The organism is Paenibacillus algicola, from assembly GCF_005577435.1.
In the GTDB taxonomy this organism is placed as follows: Bacteria; Bacillota; Bacilli; order Paenibacillales; family Paenibacillaceae; genus Paenibacillus_AQ; species Paenibacillus_AQ algicola.
This window is the reverse complement of record NZ_CP040396.1, coordinates 3,606,665-3,631,768: the sequence shown is the minus strand read 5'-3', so window position 1 is coordinate 3,631,768 and position 25,104 is coordinate 3,606,665. Positions and strand designations below refer to the sequence as shown.

Genomic DNA, 25,104 nt, shown 5'->3' with positions numbered 1-25,104 from the left:
ACCTATGGAAAAAATCACGTCAAAAGCTGAGTTTCAAGTTGCGATCCAGCCCCCAAGACTGACCATTGCTGTTTTCAAGGCAGACTGGTGCGGTGACTGCAAATTTATCGATCCCTTCATGCCGGACCTGGAAGCCCAATACAGCGACCGCCTGACACTGGTAGAGGTTGATGTGGATCAGGTGGGGGATGTCAGTCAGGAGCAGAATATCCTGGGCATCCCGAGCTTTGTGGCTTACACGGATGGCCGTGAACTGGTTCGGTTCGTGAACAAGCTCCGCAAGTCCCGTGAAGAGATTGAAGCCTTCCTGCAGCGCGCCCTGGAGGTATACAACACGATCCACAAGTAAATGAGATACGAATAGAGCACTATTTCCTTGTAAAGAGGAGATAGTGCTTTATTTTTGAACATTTTGTCACAAACAAGCCATGACCCCAGCGCCATGATCCGCTATAATATAGATGGCGTGGGGAAACTTCATGCTCAGAATACGAAATATAAGGCAGCAGGTGAATAATTTTGAATAATAAACAGTTGAAATGGCTCAGTTATATAACGTGCCTCGTTATGTTTCTGGCGACCTTTGGCGGAATGGTGGTCACGAAGACAGACTCAGGCTTGGGCTGTGGGCAGGAATGGCCGTTATGCAATGGGAAATTTGTTCCCGCTTACACCCTGGCTTCTATGATTGAATACTCGCACCGCCTGATTAGTGGACTGGCTGGCTTGTCAGCGCTGGCTTCTCTGCTTGCCTTCGTTCGCTACAAGCGGCATCGCCGGGATCTGCTGGCGTACGTGGGGCTAACCTCCGTCTTTGTCATCCTGCAGGCTATTATGGGCGCAATGGCCGTAATGTCTCCGCAATCAGCGGCTGTGATGGCACTGCATTTCGGGTTTTCTCTCATTGCGTTCGCAAGCTCGGTGATGCTGGCCTTGGCTATGCGGCGGCTGGAGCATGAAGGTGATACGAAAGATTCCGAGCCATTGCCGCAGGTCAGCAAGAGGTTTCGGAATCTGGTATGGGCAACTGCAGTGTACTCCTACGTGGTAGTGTACATAGGGGCATTTGTAAGCCATACGGAATCCAGGGAAGGCTGCTCCGGGTGGCCGCTGTGTAACGGAGAGCTTATCCCGGAGCTTTCAGGCGGCGTTGGCATTGCCTTTATGCACCGCGTAGCGGCGGCATTGCTGCTGCTGACCATTGCAGTGATGGCGCATTTCGCTTTTTGGCGTCACCGCAATAATAAAGAAATTCAAATGCTGGGCGTTGCGGCCTTAGTGCTGTGCCTGCTACAGGTGCTGAGCGGCGGAGTGCTGATGTCTACGATGCAGAATGAGGAGCTGTACATTTTTGCCGCTTTGGGTCATACCTTGCTCATCTCAGCGCTCTTCGGGGTTCTGGCCTACCTTAGTGTCCGGGTGTGGCAGCTGAGCCGGTCACGTCCTGCCCAGAAGGCAGATCAACAGCTTGCAACGGCAGCCTCATAAGATGTAGAACACATGCACGGTACCCAATAATCAATACGACAAGTCCTCGAGCTCCTCGGGGGCTTGCTTGTTCACCTTACGAATGAACAGGGACCCCTTAAGGACATTTTAAAGGTGGGGCTCCATATCCTCTCTGCAGTGGTTTAGTTCCTCCAGAGATCTGTTTATATTTAATAAAACATCGCTCGATACGCCAGCTGCCGCGTCTTATATGAACTTGAACTTGAACGTAGGGAGGTTACGCCATGCTTCGAATACTGCTTGGGGAGGAGCCTAGACTTAATCACGGGCTCATGGAAGATGCGATAGAAACCATGGTAACAACCACACAGCTTCTGCAGAAGGAAATTGACAAGAACCAAGACCCCACGCATGATTTCCGCAAGCTGGAGATTTGGACGCGCGGCTTGATTGTGTCCCTGGATGAGCTGGAGCAAAGCTGCTTTGCAGCAGGACATTTTCGTAAATCGGTTAAGGCAGGATATGTCGATGAGCTGTCCATTCAGGAGCAGGGAGAGTACGGCCGTTACGTTTACTTTTACAAAAATGCATTTATCCGGGTCTTCTCCATTCTCGACAAGCTCGGAACCGTGCTGAATGACCTTTATGATCTCAATACGTCTAAGGTTAAGGCGCATTTCAGTTATTTTACGGTGCTGCGGCAGTTTAAATATTTGAAAACCCATGAGGATTTATCCCGAGAGCTGGAAGCCATCAAGGACAGCTATCGCAATCCGATGTCCGTGCTTCGCAAACGCCGTAACGCCGAGGTGCATTACATGAATTCGGAAATGCAGGATGATCTGTGGCAGCGCCATAAGGGTCTCAACGACAAGGTGGAGCTGGAGGATCTGGATCAGCATCTGGATGATCTGAAACAGGGGCTGGATATGGTGTGCAAGACACTGGCTGCGTCCTATCACTACACCAATAAGCTCTGGTCTGAAAGAGGAATGAAGGCGTAAAGCGGGTTTAACTTTCCTTAAAATTCCTTTTGACTTTAGAATGAAAACGGCATATACTAACTATTGCATTCATGAATAGTTTCTGAAAACGGTCAAATTATAATTTCATATCGATGTTTTCTTATCGAGAGAGGCGGAGGGACAGGCCCGATGAAGCCCGGCAACCGACTTCTGAGTCACGGTCAGCATACCGCGGGAATCAGAGGTGTCATGGTGCTAATTCCTTCAAGACTGAGCGACAGCGCAGTCTTGGCAGATGAGACAAGGCATCTTTCTTTCGTTAGCGAAGAGAGCCCTTTTTTGATTCTGCATCTGAGGAATCCATAGGGCTCTCTTTTTTTTTGGTTAAAATGAAGTGAAGGGAAGGAGTGTACAGCCTGTGATTGAGCTGAAGCAGCTTACGAAGCATTACGGTAAACCGGGTGCGTTGACAACCGCTTTGTCAGGCCTTGATTTATCTATACAGAAAGGCGAGATTTTTGGAGTGATCGGGCATTCCGGAGCTGGGAAAAGCACCTTGATTCGCTGCGTGAATCTGCTGGAGCGTCCGACCTCGGGAGAGGTCTGGGTGGGCGGTGTCGAATTAACAGCTCTCGGCAAAAAACAGCTGCAGGAGGAGCGCCGCCGAATCGGAATGATCTTTCAGCATTTCAATCTGCTCTCCTCAGCGACGGTGTATGACAATATTGCGTTTCCGCTTCGGCTGATCAAGACGCCCAAGGCGGAAATTGAACGGAAGGTCAGTGAGCTGCTGACGCTTGTCGGTCTGGAGGCGCACCGCAATAAATATCCCGCACAGCTGTCCGGGGGACAGAAGCAGAGGGTTGGCATCGCCCGAGCACTGGCCAGTGATCCTGAGGTGCTGCTATGTGACGAGGCCACTTCGGCACTGGATCCGCAGACGACGGATTCCATCCTGAAGCTGCTGCTGGACATCAACGAGCGCTTTCAGCTCACGATTGTTCTCATTACTCATGAAATGCATGTTATTCAAAGCATCTGTGACCGGGTTGCTGTTATTCATCAGGGCGGGATTGTGGAGCAGGGGCCGGTCACGGAAGTGTTTCTTCGACCTAAGCACGAGGTTACCCGTGATTTTATCCGGGAGGATCAAGGATTTATTCCGGAGGCGCTGTACGAGCAGCGAGCTTCTTCTCAAGGGTCCCACAGCCAGACAGTCAAAATTACGTTTCTGGGGCCAAAAACCTACGAGTCCACTCTATCCCAGACCGTGAAAGAAACCGGCGTCGCTTTTGCAATCCTGCAGGGCAAGATTTCAACGATCAAGGCAACCCCTTATGGCCAGCTGATCGTTCGATTTGAAGGCCAGACGGAGGCGGTAGCTGCCACGATTGCGGCACTTCAGGCAGAAGGACTTGATGTGGAGGTGGCAGGCTGATGCTCGGATTGGATTTTACCCTGGTGGATTGGGAAGAAGTACTGACAGCCACGCTGGACACCCTGCGAATGCTTCTAGCTTCCTCCGTGTTCGCGGTGCTGATCGGCCTGCCGATCGGTGTGATGCTGTACATGTGGTCAAGATCCTCGTCAGGATGGGCGAGAGCAGGACACAGTGTCCTCTCCTTCGTGGTCAATATTTTGCGCTCCGTGCCATTCATTATCCTGATCGTGGCCTTGATTCCGATTACGAAAGTCATTGTTGGTCAATCCTATGGGGTGCTTGGAACCATTCCCCCGTTGGTGATCGGGGCAGCGCCTTTCTTTGCAAGGCTTGTAGAAACCGCACTGAGCGAGGTGGATAAAGGCGTTATTGAGGCCGCTCAGGCAATGGGCTCCTCAACCAAGCAGGTTGTGCTGAGAGTGCTGCTTCCGGAGGCAAGGCCAGGCCTGATCGCGGCGGTGACCATTACGATCGTGACTCTGGTGTCCTATACCGCCATGTCCGGTCTTGTCGGCGGCGGCGGGCTGGGGGATCTCGCGATCAAATACGGCTATAACCGCTATGAAACCGAAGTGATGCTCGTAGCGGTTGTGCTGATGATTCTGCTGGTACAGCTGCTGCAGATGGCAGGCGACCGAATCGTCCGGCATTACACCCGGAAGTAGGCATAAGCAGAAAAAAGTGAAATTTATAAATATTGGAGGATATAACGAGATGAAAAAATGGAATGTAATGATCTTGACCCTGGCTATGCTTCTGGTGCTTGCGGCTTGCGGGACAGACACTGAAAAAGAAAGCACCGGCTCGGATGCCGGATCTAAAGACGGAGCTGCAAGTGAAACCGTCACTCTGCGTGTAGGGGCATCGCCACAGCCTCACTCGCAAATTCTGGAGCACGTCAAGCCGGTGCTGGAGCAAGAAGGCATTCAGCTTGAAATTATCGAATTCACGGATTATGTCCAGTTTAACCAGCAGACCGACCAGAAAGAAATCGATGCCAACTTCTTTCAGCACAAGCCGTATCTGGACGGCGAAATCGAGCAGCGCGGCTTCGATCTCGCTCCAGTTACTGCGGTGCATGTGGAGCCGATGGGAGCTTACTCCAATCAGGTAGAGTCTTTGGACGATCTGAAGGACGGTGCAGTCATTGCCATTCCAAACGATCCTTCAAACGGAGGACGTGCCCTGCTTCTGCTGGCCAAGCATGGTGTTATTCAGCTGGAGGATGACAGCAATCTGGCTGTAACCGCCAAGGATATTACCGGCAACCCGAAAAACCTGGAGTTTAAAGAGGTTGATGCAGCGATGCTGCCCCGGATGCTGGACGAGATGGATGCGGCAGTCATTAATACGAACTATGCGCTGGAAGCGGGCTTGAATCCGCTAGAGGATGCGCTGGTCATTGAGGACAAGGATAACCCTTATGCCAACCTGCTTGTTGCCCGCTCGGACAACAAGGATTCTGAAGCGATTCAGAAGCTGGCAGAGGCACTGACCTCGGCAGAGATGAAGACTTTTATCGAAGAGCAGTTCAAAGGATCTATTATCCCGGCATTCTAAAACGGCAAAAGCCAGATGTCGATCCAACAAATTCATGGAAATGAGCATACAGCGGCCCGGAAACTTTACGGAGTCGCTGTATTTTTTATAGTGGGTGAGATTCCTTTTAAGTGGTTCAGGGTAAATAGGTTCAATAACGGCATAATAAAGTCATTAGGCGGCTTATCGTTGGCGAAGAGCTTGTTTACGGTAACGACGAATTCATATTTCAGGAGGTCATTTTCATGAACCCTAATCCTCAAACAAATCCACAGCAAGCCTCAATCCTGGGATTCGGTACAGCGCTGCCGGCTCATCAGGTTCCTCAGCCTGACATCACCAATCTGCTAACTTCCCATCTGCAGGACAAGCCGGATCTGGCGCGCTTTGCAAGAAGGATTTTTAACTCCTGCGGAGTGGATAACCGATATACAGTAGAGCCAAGCTATACAGGAGCTGCCGAGGACTGCAAGTATCTTCCTACCGGAGATGCCAGCGGGATACCGACCACAGAAGAACGAATGGATACATATAAAAGAGAAGCGCCTCCGCTCGCCCTTGAAGCTGCTCAGAAAGCGCTGAAGGATGCAGGTACGCATCCGGAATCCATTACCCATCTCATTACAGTCAGCTGTACGGGGCAATACCTTCCGGGTCTTGATGTGACACTGATCTCGCAGCTGGGCCTGTCGCCAAGGGTTAATCGTTTGCCGGTTATTTTCCAAGGCTGTGCTGCAGGTCTCAAAGCAATTCAGATGGCAAGGGATGTCGTGCAGGGAGCACCAGGATCGACTGTGCTTGTCGTCTGTGTAGAGCTGTGTACCTTGCACTTCCAGCCTGTGATGGAGAAGGAAGCTCTGTTTGCGGCCTCCTTCTTCGGCGATGCTTCGGCATCCTGCGTCATTGGCCACGCAGATGAAAACAGCCGCCATTATTTCCAGCTGGGTAGAGGATATTCAGTGCTGCTGCCGGACACCACAGAGGATATGACCTGGGAGGTTGGCAATTTCGGCTTTGATCTATATCTGTCGCCGCGGATTCCGAGACTGCTGGGACAATATATTGCTCCGGAAATGGAGCGTCTCTTTGAAGGAGAGGAGCTTCCTGAACTGTGGGCCATTCACCCTGGCGGAAGAGGGATTGTGGACTCCGTGGAAGAGGTAATGAGTCTGCGGGAGGATCAAACCCGGTTCAGCCGCGAGATTCTGCGTACCGCCGGGAATCTGTCCTCCTGTACCATTCTCTTCGTACTGGATGCCATGCGCCGGGACCTTAAAGCCCAAAGCAGCGCCGCTCAGAACGGAGTAGCCATGGCGTTCGGCCCTGGCCTGACAGCCGAGCTTATGCGCTTTGAATATATTGCGGCAAAGGTGGCATCCGAGTCGGAGGCGGACCATGTCTATCTTTAGGAATTTATCGAGCCGGGCGAAGGAAGACGAGTTAATGGATGACTTCTCCATGGGCGGGGCAGAGCTGAGCGAGGCGCTGGTGCATTTAAGGCGCTTGAACAAAATATTCGCGGCTCCCGGACCGACACGCTATGGCGTGGAAAAGCTGTGGAGAATGATGGGCAGCCCGGCGTCCTTGAGTGTTCTGGATGTAGGCGCAGGCTCCGGTGACGTCAATCGGAAGCTGCTGGAATGGGCAGACAGCCGGGGAGTGGAGCTGCATATTATCCTCGTCGACCTCACCGAAGAGGCGTGTCAGGAAGCCGCGGCCTTGTTCAAGGATGAGCCGCGGATTCAGGTTCAGCGTGCGGACGTGCGCGATCTTCCGGATGCCTCGGCTGATATTGTTACTGGCTCCCAATTCGTACACCATTTTGACGGGGACGAGCTGGTAGACATCGTCTCTCATATGCTTCGCGCCTCCCGGTATGGTGTTGTGATCAATGATATTCACAGGCATCAGGTTTCCTACACTGCAGTTTGGCTGACAACCCGGCTGATTTCCCGTAACCGCTACATTCGGCATGACGGCCCGTTGTCCGTAGCCAAGGGATTTACTGCGAGAGACTGGAAGGAGCTGAAGCGCCGGCTGAACCATGAAACGATGACGTTCTCCTGGAAGCCTCTGTTCCGCTATGCGGTAGTCATTCCGCATCCCTTGAAGCCGGGAGGAAAGGAGAGTGGAATCGGATATGCATAGTTGGGACGCCGTTATTATTGGAGCAGGTATTGCCGGAGCCAGCACGGCTATACAGCTGGCGCAGCAGGGCCATCGTACGCTGCTGCTGGATCGTCAGGAATTCCCCCGGCATAAGACCTGCGGTGAATTTATGTCACCGGAAACGAAAGAGATGCTGGAGTATCTGGGGATTGTGCCCCAGCTGACAGTAATCTCACCAAGTCCGATCTCCAAAGCAAGAATCGTGATGCCCCAAGGCGGGGAGATGGAAGCCTCGCTGCCAGGTGAGGCCTGGGGCATCAGCCGCTATGAGCTGGATACATTGCTTCATGCAAGAGCGCTTGCTGCAGGCGCAGAAATACGGACGAAGAGTAACGTCACCTCCATTGTGCAGGACGCGGATGGAACTTACCAGATCGGCATCAAGACCGGTGAGGAGGAGGTGCTGTACCATACTCGCGCCGTGATTGCTGCCCACGGAACTAGAAAGCCGAAATTCGTTCCCAATACCGAGGATCAGTACAGAGATCAGACGGTCTATGTCGGTGTGAAATCACATTATACGGGGCTCACATTAGGACCGGAGGTAGAGCTGTATTTTTGCGAGGGGGGCTACACCGGAATCAATGCCATTGAGGGCGGAAAAGTAAACATCGCGGCATTGCTGACCCTGAAATCTGTGCAGGCTGCCGGTAAATCCGTGCAGGACATTCTGCAGGCTGCCGCCCAGTCTAATCCCAAGCTGGCAGCCAGGCTTCAGGAGGCCGTTCCCGTTGAAGGCACGCAGGTTTCCATTGCCCCCGTGCGGCTATCGGATGCCCCTGAGCCCTGGTCAGACTTTCCGCATGTCGGGGACGCTATGATGATGATTCCCCCCCTGTGTGGAGACGGTATGTCGATTGCACTGCGCTCCTCACTGCTGTGCAGCCGCTTGACCAGTCAGTATCTCAATGGGGAGCTGTCTCTGGAGGAATGGAGAAGCGGCTACACCAGAGAGGCCGAAGCCCAATTCGGCAGCCTGCTGCGGCGGGCGCGGATGATTCAACGGCTTGCATTTGCCAAAACGAATGTTTGGTATCCCGAGCTGGCGAAGAGATTTCCGGTTATCTCCTCCTATCTCGTTAAAGCGACCCGCTTGCCGGAAACCGGCTTGTTAAGCCGAAATGCATAGCAGGGATCTCATCAATCATAAAGGCATGAACTGGCCGGGAGCAGCAAGCCGGCAGTCATGCCTTTATTGACTTTATGGAGCGTTTGTTGAGCGTTCCAAGGAAATCTTTTATACTGAGAATGAAGAAGAGACTAAGCCGGAGGAGGAAGGACCTTTGAAGGGAAAAGTAGCGCTGGTTACGGGCAGTGCAACCGGTTTGGGAAAAATGACAGCATTATCCCTCGCCCGTCAGGGATGCCATATTGCTATCAATTATGTGAATAGTCAAGAACAAGCTTACGCCCTGAAGAGCGAGATCGAAGCTCTCGGTGTCAGAGCCATTGCAGTCCGGGCCGATGTCGCAAAGCAGGAGGATCTGGAGCATCTGGCTGAGGAAACTGAGCAGCACCTGGGTACGGTGGATATTCTGGTGAACAATGCGGGACCATTTATCCGCGAGCGGAGATTGTTCTCGCAATATACGTCCGAGGAAATTATTCATCTGGTGAACGGCAATCTGACGGGAGTGATGCTCCTGGATCATATGGTACTGCCCTCTATGCGGGAGAAGAAGTGGGGACGGATCATTCATTTCGGGTTTGGTCATGCCGGAGAAGCCCGTTCCTGGCCACACAGATCTGTATATGCAGCAGCGAAGGTCGGACTGGTTTCATTTACGAAAACGCTGGCGGTTGAAGAGGCTCCTTACGGGATTACCGTCAATATGATCTGTCCTGGAGATATTCGCGGAGCGAACAAAGAGAAGAGTATCGCTGAGGTGGCTGGCATTAGCGACAGTGATACCCCGCGCGGACGCTCTGGCAGCGGAGAGGATATCGCACGGGTGATTGAGTTTCTGTGCATGGATCATTCCGATTTCATTACCGGCAACATTATGGACATTTCCGGCGGTCTGGACCCCATTCGACCCAAGATTGCTTCACAGCCCTGATCCATACATGAGAATAAAAAAAGCCTTGATCCGTTATGGACCAAGGCTCTTCAGCTTATATGGATCAGAATACCTGAACAACTTCCTCAATGCCTTCCACTTCTTCAACCAGTGCACGCTCAATACCGGCTTTCAGTGTAATCGTGGAGCTTGGGCAGCTACCGCAGGCACCTACCAGCTTCAGCTTAACGATACCGTCTTCAACGTCGACCAGCTCAACGTCACCGCCATCACGCTGCAGGAACGGACGAAGCTTATCGAGCACTTCTGCCACTTCATCGTAAACGGTGGTTTGTGTGTTCTCGCTCATCTTGATCAACTCCTTTCCTCCATATATTATAGTACAAATAGATGAAAATTAAAATGCCAATCTGAAGGCAGGTTGTTACAAATGAAAAGAATTGTTGAATTTTGTGCCGGCAACACCAGTTATGGAACGGATCGAGCGTTGCGTCCGCTAGAAGAGCAGGGACTGTGCAGCGTCATTGAATACGGATGCCTGACGAGCTGCGGCCAATGTGACCAAACACCGTTTGCGCTTGTCAACAACGAGGAAGTAGAAGCGCCAACCGCGAAAGAGCTGTATGCTGCTGTCCTGAAACGGCTGCGGGAGCTGGAAACGAAATAACAGGAAGAGCTCCCTGTTCCTTGGCTTGGCGGCGCATTCAGCTGCGAAAGAGCCGAATTAGAAATGACGCTTGGACTTCCACAGCACGCCGCTCTTTAGCAGGCGGGGAACTCGTCCGATGACGGAGGTCTTGCCCATCAGGCCAAAGCCTGCACGCTTGCCCAGAGAGCCGAGGGTGCCCTTCAGCTTCAAAGGATGAACCTTGGGCTTCTCTTCATTCCACAGCGCTTTCAAAACATGGCCGATCTGTTCCGCCTGGGCGCCAGCGGCCTGAGCACTTGGCACGAACGGAAGGCTGGCACAGTCCCCAATGACATAAACCTCAGGGTGTGAAGGTACCTGGTACCATTCATTCAGCATAACACGCCCGCTTCGATCCTTCGGCAATGCCAGCTTCTGCACGACCTCGACCGGTTGGATGCCCGCGGTCCATACCGTAATGTCTGTGGCAATCGGCTGCTCAATGTTATATACCATGTTCGGTTCAACGCGTGAGACCGATACTCCGGACAGAATGTTCACGTCGTTCTCGGCAAACCAACGCTGAATGTAGGCCGACAGGCGATTCGGGAAAGAAGAAAGCACCCGGGCACCCCGGTCCAGAATGGCGATGTTCAGATCAGGCCGGCTCTCTCTCAGATCCGCAGCAACCTCGATTCCACTCAGTCCGCCGCCCACAATATGCACTTGGCTATAGGGCTTCAGGTTGTTCAAGCGAAGATAAGACTCTCTCGCCCCCGAGAAGGACTGGAGACTGCACGTATATTCTGCTGCACCCGGCACACCGTGGTATTGATCTGTACAGCCCAGCGCAATGGCGAGCTGATCATACTCCATCGGGTCCTCCTGGTGAAGGTGAATGCGTTTGTGCTCCAGATCAATGGAGGTAACCTCTCCGTAATGAATCGTGAGCTTATCGTATTCAGGGAACTGGACGCGGAGCTCGGTATCTGCAACGGTACCTGCCGCCAGTGCGTAATATTCCGTTTTTAGTCCCTGATAAGGCATGCGGTCAATGAGCACAACCTCCAGGTCATGAGGAAGATAGCTGCTGAATAATTCCTGAATCAAGGCAAGACCGCCGTAGCCTCCGCCGAGTATGACGAGCTTTTTCATATATGTCTTCCTTTCTGCCGGCCAGAGCTTGCAGTCATCATCCTGGTGCCTGTGCCTTGGCCGGGGTGTCCTTATACTTCTTCTTAACCGCATGAAGCAGCGATAAACGGCTTATTCGTAAACCATGATCTCATTGTAAAACGTATCGCGCTCCACCGGGATGCGGCCTGCACCCTTGATCAGCCAGACCAGCTCTTTGCGGGTCAAGCCTTCCGGGGTCAGGGCACCGGCTGCGTGGCTGATGCGCTCCTTCAGGATCGTACCATGCACATCGGAGGCTCCGAAGCTCAGCGCCACCTGGGTCAGCTGGGCACCGATATTAATGAAGTACGCCTTGATATGATCGATGTTGTCCAGCATCAGGCGGCTGATCGCGATGGTCTTCAGATCCTCATAAGCGGAGTTGCGGCGCATAATGCCCGCATTCTTATTCTTCGGCTGCATAGAGAGCGGAATGAACACCATGAAGCCGTTCGTTTCGTCCTGCAGCTCGCGAATTTGTATCATATGGCGAATCCGGTCCTCATGACTTTCGATCGATCCATACAGCATCGTCGTGTGCGTACGGATCCCAAGCTGATGCGCAGTCCGGTGCACCTCCAGGTACTGATCGACATTCGCTTTATCTACTTTCATTTTTTGACGGTATTGATCGGACAAAATCTCAGCGCCGCCGCCGGTCAATGACTTCAGCCCAGCTTTCTGGAGCTCTTGAAGCACCTCTGCAATGCTAAGTCCGCTGATTCGCGTGAAGAACTCAATCTCTGCAGCCGTATACGCCTTCAAGGTAACCTCTGGAAAACGCTCATGGAGGGCTTTCAAGGAATCGACATAGTATTGAAACGGAACATGGTTATTATGCCCGCCAACGATATGAAATTCCCGGATTCCCGGATGAAAATGCTGCTCGACGTACTCAATCATCTCCGGACCAGAGAGGGTGTACGAGCCTTCCTCGCCCTGATCTTTTCGGAAATTGCAGAAGGCGCAGTGAGATTCACACACATTGGTAAAATACAGGCTCATGTTCTCAATAAAATAAACCTTTTTCCCGTTTTTACGCAGATTGGCTTCGTTAGCCAGCTGTCCCAGGGTTAAAAGGTCATCCGTTTGGTATAAATATACACCGTCTTCCACATCGAGACGGATTCCGTTTTGAACTTTTTCTACGATCTCAGCCATTCTTTTGTCCATGGCCGGACTTATCAGGGTAGACATTCTATACCTTCCTCCTTATGACAGATCCCGAAGCATGCCTTCATGATGGAGATCTGTGTATCTTGGTGCGCGTCACGGGCGCGCTGCTGTCTAAGTACATCAACCAATGGGAGGCAGTCGTTATATTTACAATAATATGTGAAAAAATATACAACTATAGACCAGCCGCAGCCCATGGGCTCAGGGCAAACTGGGGAGCATAACGGCATGTAATCCAGCCTTCGACCTCTCAAGTTTCCTCCCTATTATAAACCCGACCTCTGCATGGAGCAATACAAACCAAGAGGAAAACGATGAAGAAGCTGGCTTGCCCGAAGGGAAGCATGATCCTTGTTTAAAGTCATTAGAGATGCCGTGTAGACAGGGAGACCCTGGCTTGAGGGATGTCGTAATCTGGAGTATACTAAGACATGAAACGCGATAAGGAGGGATACCTATGATTACAATCAGCGAATCAGCAGCAGAGCGACTGAAAGAGATGCTGTCTGAGCAGGAATTACCGAATATGTTCCTTCGTCTGGGCGTGACTTCCGGTGGCTGCAGCGGATTCTCCTATGCCATGGGCTTTGACGACGACGAGACGGAAAGTGATGTATATATGGATGTGCAGGACCTTAAAGTGGTGGTCGATAAGGAAAGCGTGAAGTATCTGAACGGCCTGGAAATTGATTTTGAAGAGTCGGGAATGACCGGCGGCTTCACCATTCATAACCCGAATGCCACCGTGACCTGCGGCTGCGGCAGCTCCTTCCGTACAGCAACCGATGCGGGCAAGCCGAGCGAGGAGCCTTGCTAGGACGCGCTTTCCGGGGAAGTGCGGATTGTACCTGTAAAAACGCAGTCCTCAATGGCGATTTGGTATAATAACAACCCTAAATTTAACGTTTAGGGATTGTGGATTACGGCCTTTATGACGGTAAAATAACCGTTATGGAGGTCGTTTTTCTGTCGTTAAAGAAGCGTACGAAGAGTGTTACTACTGGAAAGAACTTTCCGCACCTCTTACCTTTGAGCAAGCAATAATTCTTCAATAGATACTTTTTCAACGCAGGACGCAGTAAATGAAAACGACCCCCGAAGGATTGCGCTTCAGCCTTGAAGCATAATCCCACGGGGGTCGTATTCTTTCTTATGAAGCGAAGAAGAATTTCTCATTCAGCATAAAGATCACCATGGATGCAGCTACTAATGAAAAAGCGATGCAGCCCGCTCCGAGGCCTCTGCGCTTGTCCTTCAGAAATTTAAAGCCGATGGCAAAAATGAATACGGTAATGGCGGCCAGAGATAATGACATGCCAATCATGGCAATCCAGTATAGAACAGTGAAAAAAGCCTCCAATGTAAATGCCTCCCCTTACTAAAAATCCAGCATGATGCTCCGCGCAAAGCTTCCATAATACTATACGACAGATTGCAGGGTTTGGAAAGAGACAGCCTGATCCGCTGTGGTGATTAATTAGGGATAGCGGGACAATCATCCAAGAAGATGAGGGCGGGGCTGAGTAAAATATAGCATCAGCTTTCTAGCGTAGAGCAAGTCAGTCTACTTCAGAGGAGGTATCGGGGCATGGCAGCCAGACAATTGGCCAGCAAGTGGTTAAAGACTGAAGCGTTGCGGAGCGATCCGCGGTTAATTCCATATATCCCGGAAACGAAGTCATTATCCCCGGAGGCACTCAACTCCATGCTGCTAAAGCATGGGAAGGTGGTAATCAAGCCGGTCGTCGGTACAGGCGGGAACGGGGTGATCCTGATCCAGTCTAACGAAAAGGGCTACAGCGTCAGGCATCAGAGAGTAAGCCGCCATGTCAGCGCCTTCCCCCAGCTGCTTCGGCTCCTCTCCAGACTCCGGTTCAGGAGAGCCTATTTGATCCAGCAGGGCATTGAGCTAGCCACTATTCAGGGCCGGCCGCTGGACTACCGGGTCAAGGTGGTAAAAGACAGAGGCGCCTGGGCATGCCGCGCAATGGTAGGGCGCCTGGCACGGCGAGGGCTATTCGTGACCAATTTATGCAAAGGCGGAACGATGCTTCCTGGCAGGCGGGCTATCGCCCTTTCACTGCCGCAGGCTAACGTGCCGCAGATCAGAAAGGATCTTCGAGCATTGACACGGATCGGCACCGAAGTGATGGAGAAGCATTTTCCAGGCATAGGAGAGCTGGGCTTTGATTATGGAATTGATACCGAAGGACGCATCTGGATCTTTGAGGTAAATACTCGTCCGCACTGATGATTTCATCAAAAAATTCCAATTTTGTTTACTTGATTCCCCTTTCGGGTAATAACAAAAGAATACTAGCTTGCCGATATAATATATAAATCTATTATTTTTTTTGGAGACCCACGGACGGCCGCAGCCTGTGTATAAATAATATCCCCATAATCCACTTTAGTTCCATGCAGGTTGGGGATAGTTACCAACATTTTGTGCACAGGATTTCCACAATGCCTTGTGGATAGACGAACGGTTGTTCTGTCATCCAATGTCTGATATGATGAATTCAGGAAAATTGAGGAAGGGGTGTATTCTGATGGCTATGTTAACGGATGAGATGCTTTTGGATTCCTACTATATGGCGGTAGAACTGAAGCTTGAACGGGAATTCATATCTCTTCTGATGGCGGAGATCCAGAAACGGAACCTCAACACCGATTCCATCATGCTCCTGCATTAGTCCGCCGGCAGTCAACTACTATATATAGAGCAGCACCTATGGCAATAGCTCCATTCTGTTGCCTCATAGAAAAGGTATCTTTCATGCCGCTGGCCTTGGGCCTGCAGAAGAAAGATACCTTTTTTGTGTCCTTACATCTTCATATTGGTGCTGTGCCCCGGAGACAGCCGGGCGTCCGGATCAAAATAAACCTTCGCGTTATTTACAGCCGTCGGTGCCTCGCCAAAGCCAACTGCGATCAGCTTCACCTTGCCCGGATAACTGGTAATATCCCCGGCGGCGAAAATGCCGGATACGCTCGTTTCCATCCGGGAATCGACTACAATGGAATTGTTGTCAATCGCAATACCCCACTCTGTAATAGGGCCAAGCGAAGAGACAAAGCCGAAATTGACAATTACATCATCGACCTCAATATCCTGCTCTTCCTTGCTCTTAATATGAGTCAGGGTCACCTTCGTAATCTGGTCCTCACCGTGAAGCGCGGTAATCTCGGTAGGGGTAATGACTTGTACACTGGAGCTCATAAGCCGCTCTACGCTATGCTCATGGGCACGGAACTTATCCCGGCGGTGTACAAGGGTAACCTGCGCAGCCAAAGGCTCCAGCATCAAGGCCCAGTCAACGGCAGAGTCTCCGCCGCCGCTGATCAGCACTCTCTTGCCCTCAAAGCGTCTCAAATCGCTGACAAAGTAGTGCAGGTTGCGTTCTTCAAAAGCGGCTGCATTCGGCAGCTCCAGGCGCCGGGGCTCAAAGGCGCCAACCCCGGCCGTAATGATCACAGACTTACCGTGATGCTCGCCCTTATCCGTCTTGACGATAAAATGGCGTTCCGCGGCTTTCTCCACCGTATGGACCTTCTCATCCAGGCGGATATCGGTATCGAAATGATCCATCTGCTTGGATAGATTGTTAACCAGCTCCTGAGCGGTCACTTTCGGGAAGCCGGCGACATCATATATATACTTCTCGGGATATAATGCAGACAGCTGTCCCCCGAGCTGAGGCATGCTCTCGATCAGTTTCACCGAGGCCTGCCGCATGCCGCCATAAAATGCGGCGAACATGCCTGCCGGGCCTCCTCCAATAATGAGCAGGTCGGTCATTGACTCCTGCGGTATATCTGTCATGGGGGTACACCTCCGTTTTTTTTATAAACCATTCCAGCAATTCATCATTATTATAATGCTCTTTACCCCTCAAAGAAAGCCGAAGGAGCAGGGGAGGCGCTTTCACGGGATGGAAGCAGGCTTTCCTATAATGATAATCCGGCATATGCAAGCTGGGGTGGTTTTTCCTAGCTAAATTACCGCTTGATCTTTGTTCTGAAACTGTCTATGATTAACGTGATAACTTGCGTCATCATGTGTCAATCTCAGCGGGCTCTAATCCAGAGCTCTCTATTTTTTTATGTTTTATCACAGGGTACCAAACGTATTTTTCTGAAATCCAATTATATAGATAAGCAAGCTTGGAAGGAGCAGGAAGATGAGCAGCATACCGAAAATCGTAATCCTTGGAGCGGGTTACGGCGGCATTTTAACAGCGCAGCGGCTGCAAAAGGAATTGAATTATAATGAAGCAGATGTCACGCTGGTCAATCGCCATGACTATCATTATATAACGACCCATCTGCATATGCCCGCTGCAGGAACAGACAGCATCGAGAACACCAGAGTATCCATCTCGAAGCTGATCGACGAGTTCAAGATTGATCTGGTCAAATCCTCTGTACAGGAGATCCGGCTCCATGACAAGAAGGTCATTCTTGAGGATGGTACCCTTTCCTATGATTATCTCATCATTGCCTTGGGTGGTGAGCCCGAAACTTTCGGGATTCCAGGACTTGCAGAGCATGCCATGTCCATCCGCAGCATCAACTCGGTCCGGCTGATCCGCTCCCATATCGAGCATCAGTTCGCGCTCTACAAGAATGAACGCCGGCCGCAGGAGCGGATTAATTTCGTGGTGGGCGGTGCAGGCTTTAGCGGCATCGAATTTGTGGCGGAGCTTGCGGACCGCATCCCGAAGCTGTGTAAGGAATATGATGTCGATCCCGCACTGGTCAATATCTACAATGTCGAGGCGGCCCCTTCGGCCCTTCCGGGCTTCGCGCCGGAGCTGGTGGATTACGCGATGGAGCTGCTGACGCGTAAAGGCGTTACCTTTAAGCTCGGCACCGCAATTCAGGAGTGTACTCCGCATGGCGTCGTCTTAAGCACCGGAGAGGAGCTTCGTTCCAACACGGTCGTGTGGACGGGAGGAATCCGGGGCAACCGGCTTATTGAAGCTGCCGGACTTGAGACGATGCGCGGCCGGGTCAAGGTGGATGAATATCTGCGGGCACCGGGGCATGATCATATTTATATTATCGGTGACAATTCCCTGGTGTTGAACGGGGAGCGCCCTTACCCGCCAACGGCTCAGATGGCCATCCAGCAGGGCATCTGCTGCGCACAGAACATTGTGGCTACTATTCGCGGCAAGGTGCTGCGGAAGTTCCAGTACCAGCACAAGGGCACCGTAGCTTCCCTGGGCAAGGGACAGGGCATTGGCGTCGTGGGAAGCAAGCAGTATCAGGGCTGGAAGGCAGCGCAGCTGAAGAAGCTGGTGGATCTCCGGTATTTGTTTATGATCGGCGGCATTCCGCTCGTACTCAGAAAAGGACGGTTTCTATAAATGAGACATTGCAGTGTACAGGTACGCGGATTGCTGGAGCGGCAGGAGCTGGACCGTTATAACGCGCTCATGGAGGTCGGATCCTATCTGGAATCTCAGGAGCGCTATGACCTCGCCTACTCTATTCAGCAGGAGGTGGACCTGCTCATTGTGCCGGCGATCGAGCGGCTGAAGGAGAAGAGCAGGGCGAGGGATGCGGCTACCGCGGAATATCTTCAGTCTCTTCGTGATGACGAGGACGAGAATTAGAATGAACGTTGGTAAGCTATGATAAAGGGGCTGTCCCCAAAGTAGATTCTTGTGGCGGAGTCAGGGAGAGCAGCCGCGCGGCAAATTAATATTAGCTGCTCCGCTTGAGGTCAGCTCTATATAAGGCAAGGAGCCTCCTATCAAAGCAGACGTTATGCTCTGATAGGAGGCTTCTTGTTATTTGAGGCTGTTATGCAGCCATAAAAACAGCTTAGCCGCATTGTGCTTTCCTTCTCACCGATAAGCGGCCGCTGTAATCTTTTGTACTTTTGCAGAACTTTGTGCAGACCGGCACTGTGCTCGAAAAAAAGGCCCTGAGACACCTGCCTCAGGGCCTTAGAAGTTGTACACTTGCCTACTTTGCTTCACCCAAATTTCGGCTTACCACATTCGATGCACAGCAGCTTCACCAATCTCTACGCTGCGGCTGCAGCAGTCTCTATTGATACTACTTCACCAGGCTCTCGACAACATCGTCGATGATCTGGCTGTTTGCGATCGGGCCGGTATACAGCCAGCTTTGGCTCTTGTCGTACTCATGCACGTTACCAGCTTTGACCGCCGGAATGCTCTTCCAGAGCGCTCCGTTTAACACATCAGCGGCTGCACCGTCACTATTGATCAGGAAAAGATGCTCTGCATCCAGCTGTACCAGCTTTTCCAGGGAGATCTCGCTCCAGTTGCCTGCAGCGCTCGCGGAAATCTCCTTCACGACGGCAGGAACCTGAAGGCCGAGATCCTGATACATCACGCCGCCGCTGGAGACATTCTCACTGACAACAAAGAATTTGCCGCCAACCAGCCACACAGCTGCTGCGGACGGACTGCCGACAGCCTGTTCGATGGAAGCCTTGGCCTCGGCCGCTTTGGCATTATAGCTGTCCAGAACCTCCTTGGCTTTGTCTTCTTTACCCAACACTTCTGCGATCTTCGTCAGCTCTTCGCGCCATTCAACGTTAGCGTCATTGCTGACCACATAAGTCGGAGCAATCTGGCTGTACTGTTCATATTTACCGCCTTCCACCATGGCAGAGGAATCGACCAGAATCAGATCGGGCTTCACCTCTTGAACAGCCTCAAACGGTAGATCATACGAGATTTGAGGAACCTCAGCCAGGTCTCCCTGCAGATACTCCTGGACGCGGCCTTCACCAACGCTCCATTGAGCAACAGGCTTGACCTCCAAGGCAACCAGGTGATCTTCAAGATAGGAGGCCAGGACGCGCTCCGGGTTAGCCGGCACCTCTATTTCATGGCCCATGGCATCGGTAACGGTGCGGCTCTCGCCTTGTGCCGCTGTATCGTTATCTGCAGGAGCAGGCTGCTCCGCTGCCGGTGTCTGTTCTGCAGGCTCGCCGGCTGGAGCTGGCTCTGCTTCCTTCTCGCCGCAGGCGGCCAAGGACAATGCAAGCAGTCCCGATCCGATGGCAAGCATCCATCTTTTTGCAGTAAATGGTTTATTCATGCTTAAATCCCCCTGTAATTTCTGATTCTATTCATTGCCCATTTACGTCGTAAATGAGAATTGATTTCATTTAGATTAAAATATATAATAGACCCACTGTCAAATCTTATGTTTTAGAAAATTTTACATAGAAAAGAGTCTTTACCATGAATTCATCTAGGCCTGAAGACAGACCGCGCCGCCGAGAGAGAAGTTCCGTTTTACGCTTGGGCATATTATTGGCAGGATTAAGTGGATTAATGCTGTCTGTCATTCTCTCCATCCGCTTCGGAGCAGCCGATCTGACCTATAGCGATGTTGTGGATGCTTTGTTTTCATTTGATCCGGAGAACAGCTCTCACATTATCATCCGCGAGCTTCGTTTCCCCCGTGCCCTCGCCGCCATCTGTGTTGGAGCAGCCCTGGCCGTATCCGGCGCCATTATGCAGGGGATGACACGCAATCCGCTGGGCGACCCTTCGATTCTGGGTGTAACGTCAGGCGCATCCTTTTTCATTGCGATCGCTCTTGCAGCCGCACCTGCTGTTACTTACACCGGATTGATGTCCTTTTCGCTGGCCGGGGCGGGCCTCGGTGCTGCGCTTGTGTTTGGCTTAACCTCCCTATCCCGAGGGGGCGCTGCACCCGTCAAGCTTGCTTTGGCCGGGTCTGCCATCACCGCGCTGCTCAGCTCTTTATCTACTGCTATCGGAATCCGGTTTAACATTTCCAAGGATATCAGCTTCTGGTATGCCGGGAGTGTTTCTACCGTTCAGCCGCAGCATCTTTATTTCGCGCTTCCCTTCATTGCTGCAGGACTTCTGTTGGCACTGCTGCTGTCCCGCTCCCTCTCCATTCTGAGCCTCGGGGAGGAAACAGCCAAGGGGCTGGGGCAGAAGACTGCCCTGGTGAAGCTCGGGTGTACCATTGCCGTTCTTCTGCTCACCGGAGCAGCAGTCGCCATTGTGGGTATTGTCGGTTTTATCGGGCTGGTGGTCCCGCATATTACCCGTTTTCTCGTTGGGGTCGATTATCGCTGGATTATTCCATGCTCCGCTGCTCTGGGAAGCCTGCTGCTCATCTTCGCGGATATCATCGGACGTATGGTCAACGCGCCTTTTGAAACGCCGGTCGGGGCCGTTACCGCCATCATCGGTGTGCCTTTCTTTTTGTACCTGGCCCGCAGGGAAGGGAGAGGAATATAGATGCCGCCGTATCCATCGTTATCGCTGTTCAGCCGGAGGCTTGGGGTTTATCTCACCATTGTCACAGCGCTTACCATTCTTGTGCTGCTTCTCGGCATCAATGCCGGCCAGATCCATATTCCGCTATCAGATGTTTTTAAAACGCTGGCCGGAACTGGAACGCCGGAGAACGAGCTTACGATTTTCCAATTTCGCCTGCCGCGTATGGTGATGGCTATCCTTGTAGGCATGGGCATTGCTGTCTCAGGTGCCCTGCTGCAGGGCGTATCCCAAAATCCGCTGGCAGATCCCGGTATACTGGGCATTAATTCCGGAGCCGGCTTTGCCGTCGTACTGTATATGTTTTTCATTCAAGGCAGTATGGTTATTACGGGCTGGCTGTCGATCTTTATCATGCCGTTCGTAGCTCTCATCGGTGCATTTCTTGCCGCCATTCTCATCTATGCACTGTCCTGGATAAACGGCAGGGTCACCCCGGTCCGGCTCCTGCTTGCAGGGATCGGCATTAATGCCGCTTTCAGCGCAGGCTTGATCATTATCCAGATGAAAATGGAGCCGCTGGATTTCATGAAGGCCATCATTTGGCTGTCCGGAACCATTTGGGGCACGAACTGGACCTTTGTCCTTGCGCTCCTGCCGTGGATTATTATTCTGATCCCGATGGCGGTCTATAAAGCCCGCGTCCTGGACATGCTTCGGCTGGGAGACCCTATCGCTGCAGGTGTCGGTGTCTCTATTGAAAAAGAACGGCGTCTCCTGCTTTTCATTGCAGTGGCCCTCGCCGGTGCCTGTGTATCCGTCGGAGGAGGAATCACTTTCCTCGGACTGATTGCTCCTCATATCGCCAAACGGCTGATTGGCTGGGGACATGCAAGGCTGCTTCCCTTCTCAGCCGCACTCGGAGGCCTGCTGCTGCTGTCTGCAGATACACTCGGCCGCGTGGTGCTCACGCCAATGGAAGTGCCGGTAGGAATCGTCGTCTCGATTCTCGGCGCGCCGTATTTCATCTATTTGCTGCTGCGGAAGCTGTAGCTGTCGATGGGGCTGTATATCTAAAAAGACACCTGCAAAAGGCAATGTCATGAAGTCAGTCTTAGGGACTTAGGGACTTAGGGACATGATTCGGAATAAGAAAGGAATCTGAAACGGCATGGGAAAAAGTCCTATGTCGTTTGTTTTTGGTGTATGCCAGCAAAAAAATTGTACTTTCGTCTCGCGCATGGCATCTCGCAACAACAAACGAGGCCATCCCGCAAGACCCTAGATCTTTTGGGACAGCCTCTTTATAGTTCATGCAAGTGCTAAACCTTCATCAGCTGGTTAAAGTCATCGGCCTGAAGCAGGTTGCCGACGTAGAACGGACCGAACTCGCCGAAGCGCGCGCTGACTTCATCAAAGCGCATCTCATATACAAGCTTCTTGAACTGAAGTGCATCATCTGCGAACAAGGTTACGCCCCATTCCCAGTCGTCAAAGCCGACCGAGCCGGTGATAATCTGCTTCACCTTACCGGCATAGCCGCGGCCGATCAGGCCATGGCTCTGCATCATCGTGCGGCGCTCCTCCATGCTGAGCATGTACCAGTTGTCCTGCAAATCCCGCTTCTTGTTCATCGGGTAGAAGCAGATGTGCCTGGACTTGGGAAGCTCCGGCTTCAGGCGGGCAATCACATGCGGATTCTCCATCGGATCGCCGCCGGAGGATCCGGCCAGATAATTGCTGAGCTCCACTACGCTTACGTAAGAGTAAGCCTTGGTCGTATACTTGGCAAACGTCGTCTTGTTAAAGGCATTTTCGATTTCGTTCAGCTCCTCCAGCGTCTCGCGAAGGTGCATCAGCACGAAGTCAGCCTTTTGTCCAACGATCGTGTATACAGCAGTACTGCCTTGCTTGCTCTCCCCGGTGGCTTCCCAGGCGGAAAGAAATTCATTGAGCTCTTCCAGCGCAACTGCGCGCTCCTCTTCATCCGCGGCCTTCCAGGCCGGCCAATGGATGGAACGAAAATCATGCAGAGCGTACCAGCCCTCCAGGGTCATGGCAGCTTCATTCATATGATCACTCCTGTTTCATCGTGAAATGGTTAGGTCAGGCATATCTTCCTACATTGTAGCGAAGGAGGGGCTGAAGGGCAAACCCTGACACAATCTATTCATGGAATATTCGTTGATAAGCGACATTTTTTTTAGTAAACTACTAACTAGTCCGTCCGGTTTTGCGGCGGTATAAAGAAGAGGTGAAGGTCGGCAATGCTTGAATTGATCCCCGTGTTGGTACTGATGATATTATTTTTTGTAATGATGTTCGGGATTGGCTTTATATTGAACATGCTGATGAAGACGACCTGGTTTCCGTGCTATCTATTCGTGCTTGTCATTCTGCCGGTGGTAGTATACAGTATGTGGAACTCCAGCGAGACCACGTTCCTGAGCCATATCGGCTCGTACGGCCTGGTGGATTATTTGACCGGGATTGCGGGGCTGGCAGGTGCGGTGCTGAGCGGCTGGGCGATACATGTCCTGCGCGTCAAGGGCTTTAAGATGTTCTAAGGTTATGTTGGATTGTGTCTGATGTCATTGGCGGCTCACCCCATTCGGGCGGGTCGTTTTTGTTTCTTTTTTCACAGGTGGTTTCATAGAATTTAGTTGGATTTAACAGATATCGCCCTCTGTATTTATGATAGAATAGAGGCAGTCTATTTTCGGCCGGGACCTGTTCTTGGCGAAAAAGACGGGGAAGGAGCTTACACCATGCGCATGACTAATTTTTTGCATTATACCGAGAATCACCGTTACTGCGTGTACCGCGACTTCTGCCTGAGCGGCTTGGATGACAAAATGCTCAGTTCCATTTATCAACCGATGGTTGGCGCCTTCGCCATCAGTCTGTACCGCTTGCTGTGCACACATGTGCCGCTGGAAAAGGTGGGGTACTCCCCGATTGATCAGCAGCGCCGCCTGTTTCTGACGCTTGGCCTGGAGCCCAGCGAGAAGGGCCGCCGCTACCTGATTGAGCAAACCTCCAAACTGGAGGCGGTAGGGCTGCTGCAGACGAGCCGGCTTTATGCTCCGGAAAATGACGATTATATATATGAGTACGAGCTGCAGACACCATTGTCGCCCTCGGAATTTTTTAATACACAGCATCTGACACTGCTGCTGCGTGACAAGGTCGGCAAATTCGCCGTGCTTGCCCTGCGGGAGCAGCTGTGGAGCAAGGAACCGCAGGAGTGGACTGGGGTTTCCTTCAACAAGGAGAACATCTCGGTTCCTTTCTATGATATTTTTGAGCTGAATACGCATGTGATTGATTACGAGCTCGAGCAGGCGCTGACCGAGGTGGAGACGCCGCGCAAGCAGGCGGTTCCTGTAGTCTCTGCGGGAGAAGGCGGATTGAATTATGCGGACATTATTTTGCGCTTTCCGCGTGAATCGCGGAACCGCGTCTTTGTGGAACGGCTGCGCCATGACCATGAACAGCTCGGTGTCGTCAATTATGTAGTCCGCAAGTATGACCTGAATGTGCAGGATTTATGCCGTTTGCTGGATGAAGATGGGATTTTCTCCAGTCAGGGTGAGGTTATGCTCGATGATCTCCAGCACAAGGCAAGCCTTCATTTCCGTCAGGGCATGAAGCTGCAGGAGAAGCGTCAGGTGACCGCAGGCAAGGTGGTCGCTTTGCATCAGGAGCTGAGCGCCGATCAGGACGTGCCGGCAGAGGAGCATGCAGTCCAGAGCGAATATTATGTGGAGGTTCCGCTGCAATTTCAGTCCAAGTGTGATATTCACCAATACAATATGATGCTTCGCAATGAACCGTATACCCGGCTGCTGCAGACCTTTTTTCCGGGCTCGGTGCCGGCTCATTTCATGGATATGTTCGAGAAAATCGACCATAGCTACAAGCTTCCGGGCGAAGTTATTAATATTCTGATTCATTATCTGATGTCTTTAATTGCTGCAGGCGGCGACCAGCGGATCAACCGCAACTTTGTCGAGGCGATTGCCTCCAACATGCTGCTCAAGCAGGTCGACACCTATGAGAAAGCCGTCCAGTATATCCGCGACCAGGCCAAGAGCAAGGGCAAGCAAGCGGCTGCCGCTTCACGCACGCGTACATACGCCAAAGGGGGGAAGGGCAAGCCGGAGATTCCGGTTGCTCAGACCTCTGCCGGCGGAGAGAGCGTTACGGAAGAGGAGTATGAGGAAATGCTAAGACTGGCTGCCGAGATGCAGACCTCCAAGAAGAGAGGCTAGGGCGTTAGCTCAAA

Annotated in this window: 27 protein-coding genes and 1 riboswitch; of the genes, 20 read left to right on the top strand and 7 right to left on the bottom strand. The window is 51.9% G+C overall.

Annotation, left to right across the window (positions count from 1 at the left end; genetic code table 11):
- The first annotated feature begins 4 nt into the window (after window positions 1-4).
- From E6C60_RS17025 to E6C60_RS16980, 10 genes are all read left to right on the top strand, one after another.
- A complete protein-coding gene (locus E6C60_RS17025; RefSeq protein WP_138226932.1) occupies window positions 5-349 on the top strand; it encodes a thioredoxin family protein in 345 nt (114 codons plus the stop codon).
- A gap of 170 nt (window positions 350-519) precedes the next feature.
- On the top strand, window positions 520-1,488 hold the full coding sequence (locus E6C60_RS17020) for a COX15/CtaA family protein (protein ID WP_138226931.1): 969 nt from the start codon (window positions 520-522) through the stop codon (window positions 1,486-1,488).
- Window positions 1,489-1,733: 245 nt separating this feature from the next.
- The gene (locus E6C60_RS17015) at window positions 1,734-2,453 is read left to right on the top strand and encodes a Cthe_2314 family HEPN domain-containing protein (RefSeq protein ID WP_138226930.1); all 720 of its coding nucleotides are present in this window, start codon (window positions 1,734-1,736) and stop codon (window positions 2,451-2,453) included.
- Between the two features lie 118 nt (window positions 2,454-2,571).
- Window positions 2,572-2,716: riboswitch (SAM riboswitch) on the top strand.
- A gap of 116 nt (window positions 2,717-2,832) precedes the next feature.
- Window positions 2,833-3,852 carry a methionine ABC transporter ATP-binding protein gene (locus E6C60_RS17010; protein WP_138226929.1) on the top strand — a complete coding sequence of 340 codons (1,020 nt, stop codon included), beginning with the start codon at window positions 2,833-2,835 and terminating at the stop codon, window positions 3,850-3,852.
- A complete protein-coding gene (locus E6C60_RS17005) occupies window positions 3,852-4,520 on the top strand; it encodes a methionine ABC transporter permease (RefSeq protein ID WP_138226928.1) in 669 nt (222 codons plus the stop codon). Before E6C60_RS17010 ends, E6C60_RS17005 begins: the two co-directional genes overlap by 1 nt.
- A gap of 49 nt (window positions 4,521-4,569) precedes the next feature.
- Window positions 4,570-5,415: a MetQ/NlpA family ABC transporter substrate-binding protein gene (locus E6C60_RS17000; protein ID WP_138226927.1), complete on the top strand. Its 846-nt coding sequence runs from the start codon at window positions 4,570-4,572 to the stop codon at window positions 5,413-5,415.
- Between the two features lie 224 nt (window positions 5,416-5,639).
- Window positions 5,640-6,803, top strand: a complete 1,164-nt coding sequence (locus tag E6C60_RS16995; RefSeq protein WP_138226926.1) for a type III polyketide synthase — start codon at window positions 5,640-5,642, stop codon at window positions 6,801-6,803.
- Window positions 6,790-7,542 carry a methyltransferase domain-containing protein gene (locus tag E6C60_RS16990; protein ID WP_138226925.1) on the top strand — a complete coding sequence of 251 codons (753 nt, stop codon included), beginning with the start codon at window positions 6,790-6,792 and terminating at the stop codon, window positions 7,540-7,542. Before E6C60_RS16995 ends, E6C60_RS16990 begins: the two co-directional genes overlap by 14 nt.
- A complete protein-coding gene (locus tag E6C60_RS16985; protein ID WP_233281048.1) occupies window positions 7,523-8,692 on the top strand; it encodes an NAD(P)/FAD-dependent oxidoreductase in 1,170 nt (389 codons plus the stop codon). The genes E6C60_RS16990 and E6C60_RS16985 overlap by 20 nt, the downstream gene beginning before the upstream one ends.
- Before the next feature lie 154 nt (window positions 8,693-8,846).
- Complete coding sequence (locus E6C60_RS16980) at window positions 8,847-9,623, top strand: SDR family oxidoreductase (protein WP_138226924.1); 777 nt, start codon at window positions 8,847-8,849, stop codon at window positions 9,621-9,623.
- Between the two features lie 64 nt (window positions 9,624-9,687).
- On the opposite strand, the gene E6C60_RS16975 is transcribed toward E6C60_RS16980, so the two are convergent.
- The gene (locus E6C60_RS16975) at window positions 9,688-9,933 is read right to left on the bottom strand and encodes a NifU family protein (RefSeq protein ID WP_138226923.1); all 246 of its coding nucleotides are present in this window, start codon (window positions 9,931-9,933) and stop codon (window positions 9,688-9,690) included.
- A gap of 81 nt (window positions 9,934-10,014) precedes the next feature.
- Between E6C60_RS16975 and E6C60_RS16970 the strand changes: the two genes are divergently transcribed.
- The gene (locus tag E6C60_RS16970; protein ID WP_138226922.1) at window positions 10,015-10,251 is read left to right on the top strand and encodes a DUF1450 domain-containing protein; all 237 of its coding nucleotides are present in this window, start codon (window positions 10,015-10,017) and stop codon (window positions 10,249-10,251) included.
- A gap of 57 nt (window positions 10,252-10,308) precedes the next feature.
- On the opposite strand, the gene E6C60_RS16965 is transcribed toward E6C60_RS16970, so the two are convergent.
- Together E6C60_RS16965 and mqnE are read right to left on the bottom strand one after the other, a co-directional pair.
- Window positions 10,309-11,367 carry an NAD(P)/FAD-dependent oxidoreductase gene (locus E6C60_RS16965; RefSeq protein ID WP_138226921.1) on the bottom strand — a complete coding sequence of 353 codons (1,059 nt, stop codon included), beginning with the start codon at window positions 11,365-11,367 and terminating at the stop codon, window positions 10,309-10,311.
- A 111-nt stretch (window positions 11,368-11,478) separates the two neighbouring features.
- Window positions 11,479-12,585, bottom strand: a complete 1,107-nt coding sequence (gene mqnE, locus E6C60_RS16960) for an aminofutalosine synthase MqnE (RefSeq protein WP_138226920.1) — start codon at window positions 12,583-12,585, stop codon at window positions 11,479-11,481.
- A gap of 436 nt (window positions 12,586-13,021) precedes the next feature.
- Here mqnE and E6C60_RS16955 point away from each other — a divergent pair, with 436 nt between their 5' ends.
- Window positions 13,022-13,381, top strand: a complete 360-nt coding sequence (locus E6C60_RS16955; protein ID WP_138226919.1) for a HesB/IscA family protein — start codon at window positions 13,022-13,024, stop codon at window positions 13,379-13,381.
- 333 nt (window positions 13,382-13,714) lie between these two features.
- Here the strand turns inward: E6C60_RS16955 and E6C60_RS16950 are convergent, their stop codons facing one another.
- The gene (locus E6C60_RS16950; protein WP_138226918.1) at window positions 13,715-13,924 is read right to left on the bottom strand and encodes a hypothetical protein; all 210 of its coding nucleotides are present in this window, start codon (window positions 13,922-13,924) and stop codon (window positions 13,715-13,717) included.
- A gap of 228 nt (window positions 13,925-14,152) precedes the next feature.
- On the opposite strand from E6C60_RS16950, the gene E6C60_RS16945 reads away from it, so the two are divergent.
- Both E6C60_RS16945 and sda read left to right on the top strand, forming a co-directional pair.
- Entirely contained in the window at window positions 14,153-14,815 is a 663-nt protein-coding gene (locus E6C60_RS16945; protein ID WP_138226917.1) for a YheC/YheD family protein, read from the top strand.
- 301 nt (window positions 14,816-15,116) lie between these two features.
- The gene (gene sda, locus E6C60_RS16940) at window positions 15,117-15,260 is read left to right on the top strand and encodes a sporulation histidine kinase inhibitor Sda (protein ID WP_138226916.1); all 144 of its coding nucleotides are present in this window, start codon (window positions 15,117-15,119) and stop codon (window positions 15,258-15,260) included.
- 131 nt (window positions 15,261-15,391) lie between these two features.
- On the opposite strand, the gene E6C60_RS16935 is transcribed toward sda, so the two are convergent.
- Window positions 15,392-16,390, bottom strand: coding sequence for an NAD(P)/FAD-dependent oxidoreductase (locus E6C60_RS16935; protein WP_138226915.1), 999 nt, complete (start codon window positions 16,388-16,390; stop codon window positions 15,392-15,394).
- A 358-nt stretch (window positions 16,391-16,748) separates the two neighbouring features.
- Here E6C60_RS16935 and E6C60_RS16930 point away from each other — a divergent pair, with 358 nt between their 5' ends.
- Window positions 16,749-17,939 (top strand): NAD(P)/FAD-dependent oxidoreductase, encoded by a 1,191-nt coding sequence (locus E6C60_RS16930; protein WP_138226914.1) that lies wholly within the window; start codon window positions 16,749-16,751, stop codon window positions 17,937-17,939.
- Window positions 17,940-18,188, top strand: coding sequence for a hypothetical protein (locus E6C60_RS16925; RefSeq protein WP_138226913.1), 249 nt, complete (start codon window positions 17,940-17,942; stop codon window positions 18,186-18,188).
- A gap of 448 nt (window positions 18,189-18,636) precedes the next feature.
- Here the strand turns inward: E6C60_RS16925 and E6C60_RS16920 are convergent, their stop codons facing one another.
- Window positions 18,637-19,653 (bottom strand): ABC transporter substrate-binding protein, encoded by a 1,017-nt coding sequence (locus tag E6C60_RS16920; RefSeq protein ID WP_138226912.1) that lies wholly within the window; start codon window positions 19,651-19,653, stop codon window positions 18,637-18,639.
- A gap of 146 nt (window positions 19,654-19,799) precedes the next feature.
- On the opposite strand from E6C60_RS16920, the gene E6C60_RS16915 reads away from it, so the two are divergent.
- Both E6C60_RS16915 and E6C60_RS16910 read left to right on the top strand, forming a co-directional pair.
- On the top strand, window positions 19,800-20,837 hold the full coding sequence (locus E6C60_RS16915) for a FecCD family ABC transporter permease (RefSeq protein ID WP_138226911.1): 1,038 nt from the start codon (window positions 19,800-19,802) through the stop codon (window positions 20,835-20,837).
- Window positions 20,838-21,869: a FecCD family ABC transporter permease gene (locus E6C60_RS16910; RefSeq protein ID WP_138226910.1), complete on the top strand. Its 1,032-nt coding sequence runs from the start codon at window positions 20,838-20,840 to the stop codon at window positions 21,867-21,869.
- A 269-nt stretch (window positions 21,870-22,138) separates the two neighbouring features.
- Here the strand turns inward: E6C60_RS16910 and hemQ are convergent, their stop codons facing one another.
- Window positions 22,139-22,888: a hydrogen peroxide-dependent heme synthase gene (hemQ, locus tag E6C60_RS16905; RefSeq protein ID WP_138226909.1), complete on the bottom strand. Its 750-nt coding sequence runs from the start codon at window positions 22,886-22,888 to the stop codon at window positions 22,139-22,141.
- Between the two features lie 195 nt (window positions 22,889-23,083).
- On the opposite strand from hemQ, the gene E6C60_RS16900 reads away from it, so the two are divergent.
- A complete protein-coding gene (locus E6C60_RS16900; RefSeq protein WP_138226908.1) occupies window positions 23,084-23,383 on the top strand; it encodes a YuiB family protein in 300 nt (99 codons plus the stop codon).
- 201 nt (window positions 23,384-23,584) lie between these two features.
- The gene (locus tag E6C60_RS16895) at window positions 23,585-25,090 is read left to right on the top strand and encodes a DnaD domain protein (protein WP_138226907.1); all 1,506 of its coding nucleotides are present in this window, start codon (window positions 23,585-23,587) and stop codon (window positions 25,088-25,090) included.
- Window positions 25,091-25,104 lie beyond the last annotated feature (14 nt).

Bases quoted from the DNA above. Each gene is read 5' to 3' on its own strand.
- E6C60_RS16955 (WP_138226919.1), top strand. From the start codon at position 13,022: ATGATTACAATCAGCGAATCAGCAGCAGAGCGACTGAAAGAGATGCTG.
- E6C60_RS16920 (WP_138226912.1), bottom strand. From the start codon at position 19,653: ATGAATAAACCATTTACTGCAAAAAGATGGATGCTTGCCATCGGATCG.
- hemQ (WP_138226909.1), bottom strand. From the start codon at position 22,888: ATGAATGAAGCTGCCATGACCCTGGAGGGCTGGTACGCTCTGCATGAT.
- E6C60_RS17015 (WP_138226930.1), top strand. From the start codon at position 1,734: ATGCTTCGAATACTGCTTGGGGAGGAGCCTAGACTTAATCACGGGCTC.
- E6C60_RS16925 (WP_138226913.1), top strand. From the start codon at position 17,940: ATGAGACATTGCAGTGTACAGGTACGCGGATTGCTGGAGCGGCAGGAG.
- E6C60_RS16910 (WP_138226910.1), top strand. From the start codon at position 20,838: ATGCCGCCGTATCCATCGTTATCGCTGTTCAGCCGGAGGCTTGGGGTT.
- E6C60_RS16995 (WP_138226926.1), top strand. From the start codon at position 5,640: ATGAACCCTAATCCTCAAACAAATCCACAGCAAGCCTCAATCCTGGGA.
- mqnE (WP_138226920.1), bottom strand. From the start codon at position 12,585: ATGTCTACCCTGATAAGTCCGGCCATGGACAAAAGAATGGCTGAGATC.
- sda (WP_138226916.1), top strand. From the start codon at position 15,117: ATGGCTATGTTAACGGATGAGATGCTTTTGGATTCCTACTATATGGCG.
- E6C60_RS16965 (WP_138226921.1), bottom strand. From the start codon at position 11,367: ATGAAAAAGCTCGTCATACTCGGCGGAGGCTACGGCGGTCTTGCCTTG.
- E6C60_RS16930 (WP_138226914.1), top strand. From the start codon at position 16,749: ATGAGCAGCATACCGAAAATCGTAATCCTTGGAGCGGGTTACGGCGGC.
- E6C60_RS16975 (WP_138226923.1), bottom strand. From the start codon at position 9,933: ATGAGCGAGAACACACAAACCACCGTTTACGATGAAGTGGCAGAAGTG.
- E6C60_RS16945 (WP_138226917.1), top strand. From the start codon at position 14,153: ATGGCAGCCAGACAATTGGCCAGCAAGTGGTTAAAGACTGAAGCGTTG.
- E6C60_RS17000 (WP_138226927.1), top strand. From the start codon at position 4,570: ATGAAAAAATGGAATGTAATGATCTTGACCCTGGCTATGCTTCTGGTG.
- E6C60_RS17025 (WP_138226932.1), top strand. From the start codon at position 5: ATGGAAAAAATCACGTCAAAAGCTGAGTTTCAAGTTGCGATCCAGCCC.
- E6C60_RS16900 (WP_138226908.1), top strand. From the start codon at position 23,084: ATGCTTGAATTGATCCCCGTGTTGGTACTGATGATATTATTTTTTGTA.
- E6C60_RS17005 (WP_138226928.1), top strand. From the start codon at position 3,852: ATGCTCGGATTGGATTTTACCCTGGTGGATTGGGAAGAAGTACTGACA.
- E6C60_RS16935 (WP_138226915.1), bottom strand. From the start codon at position 16,390: ATGACAGATATACCGCAGGAGTCAATGACCGACCTGCTCATTATTGGA.
- E6C60_RS16990 (WP_138226925.1), top strand. From the start codon at position 6,790: ATGTCTATCTTTAGGAATTTATCGAGCCGGGCGAAGGAAGACGAGTTA.
- E6C60_RS16915 (WP_138226911.1), top strand. From the start codon at position 19,800: ATGAATTCATCTAGGCCTGAAGACAGACCGCGCCGCCGAGAGAGAAGT.
- E6C60_RS16970 (WP_138226922.1), top strand. From the start codon at position 10,015: ATGAAAAGAATTGTTGAATTTTGTGCCGGCAACACCAGTTATGGAACG.
- E6C60_RS16895 (WP_138226907.1), top strand. From the start codon at position 23,585: ATGCGCATGACTAATTTTTTGCATTATACCGAGAATCACCGTTACTGC.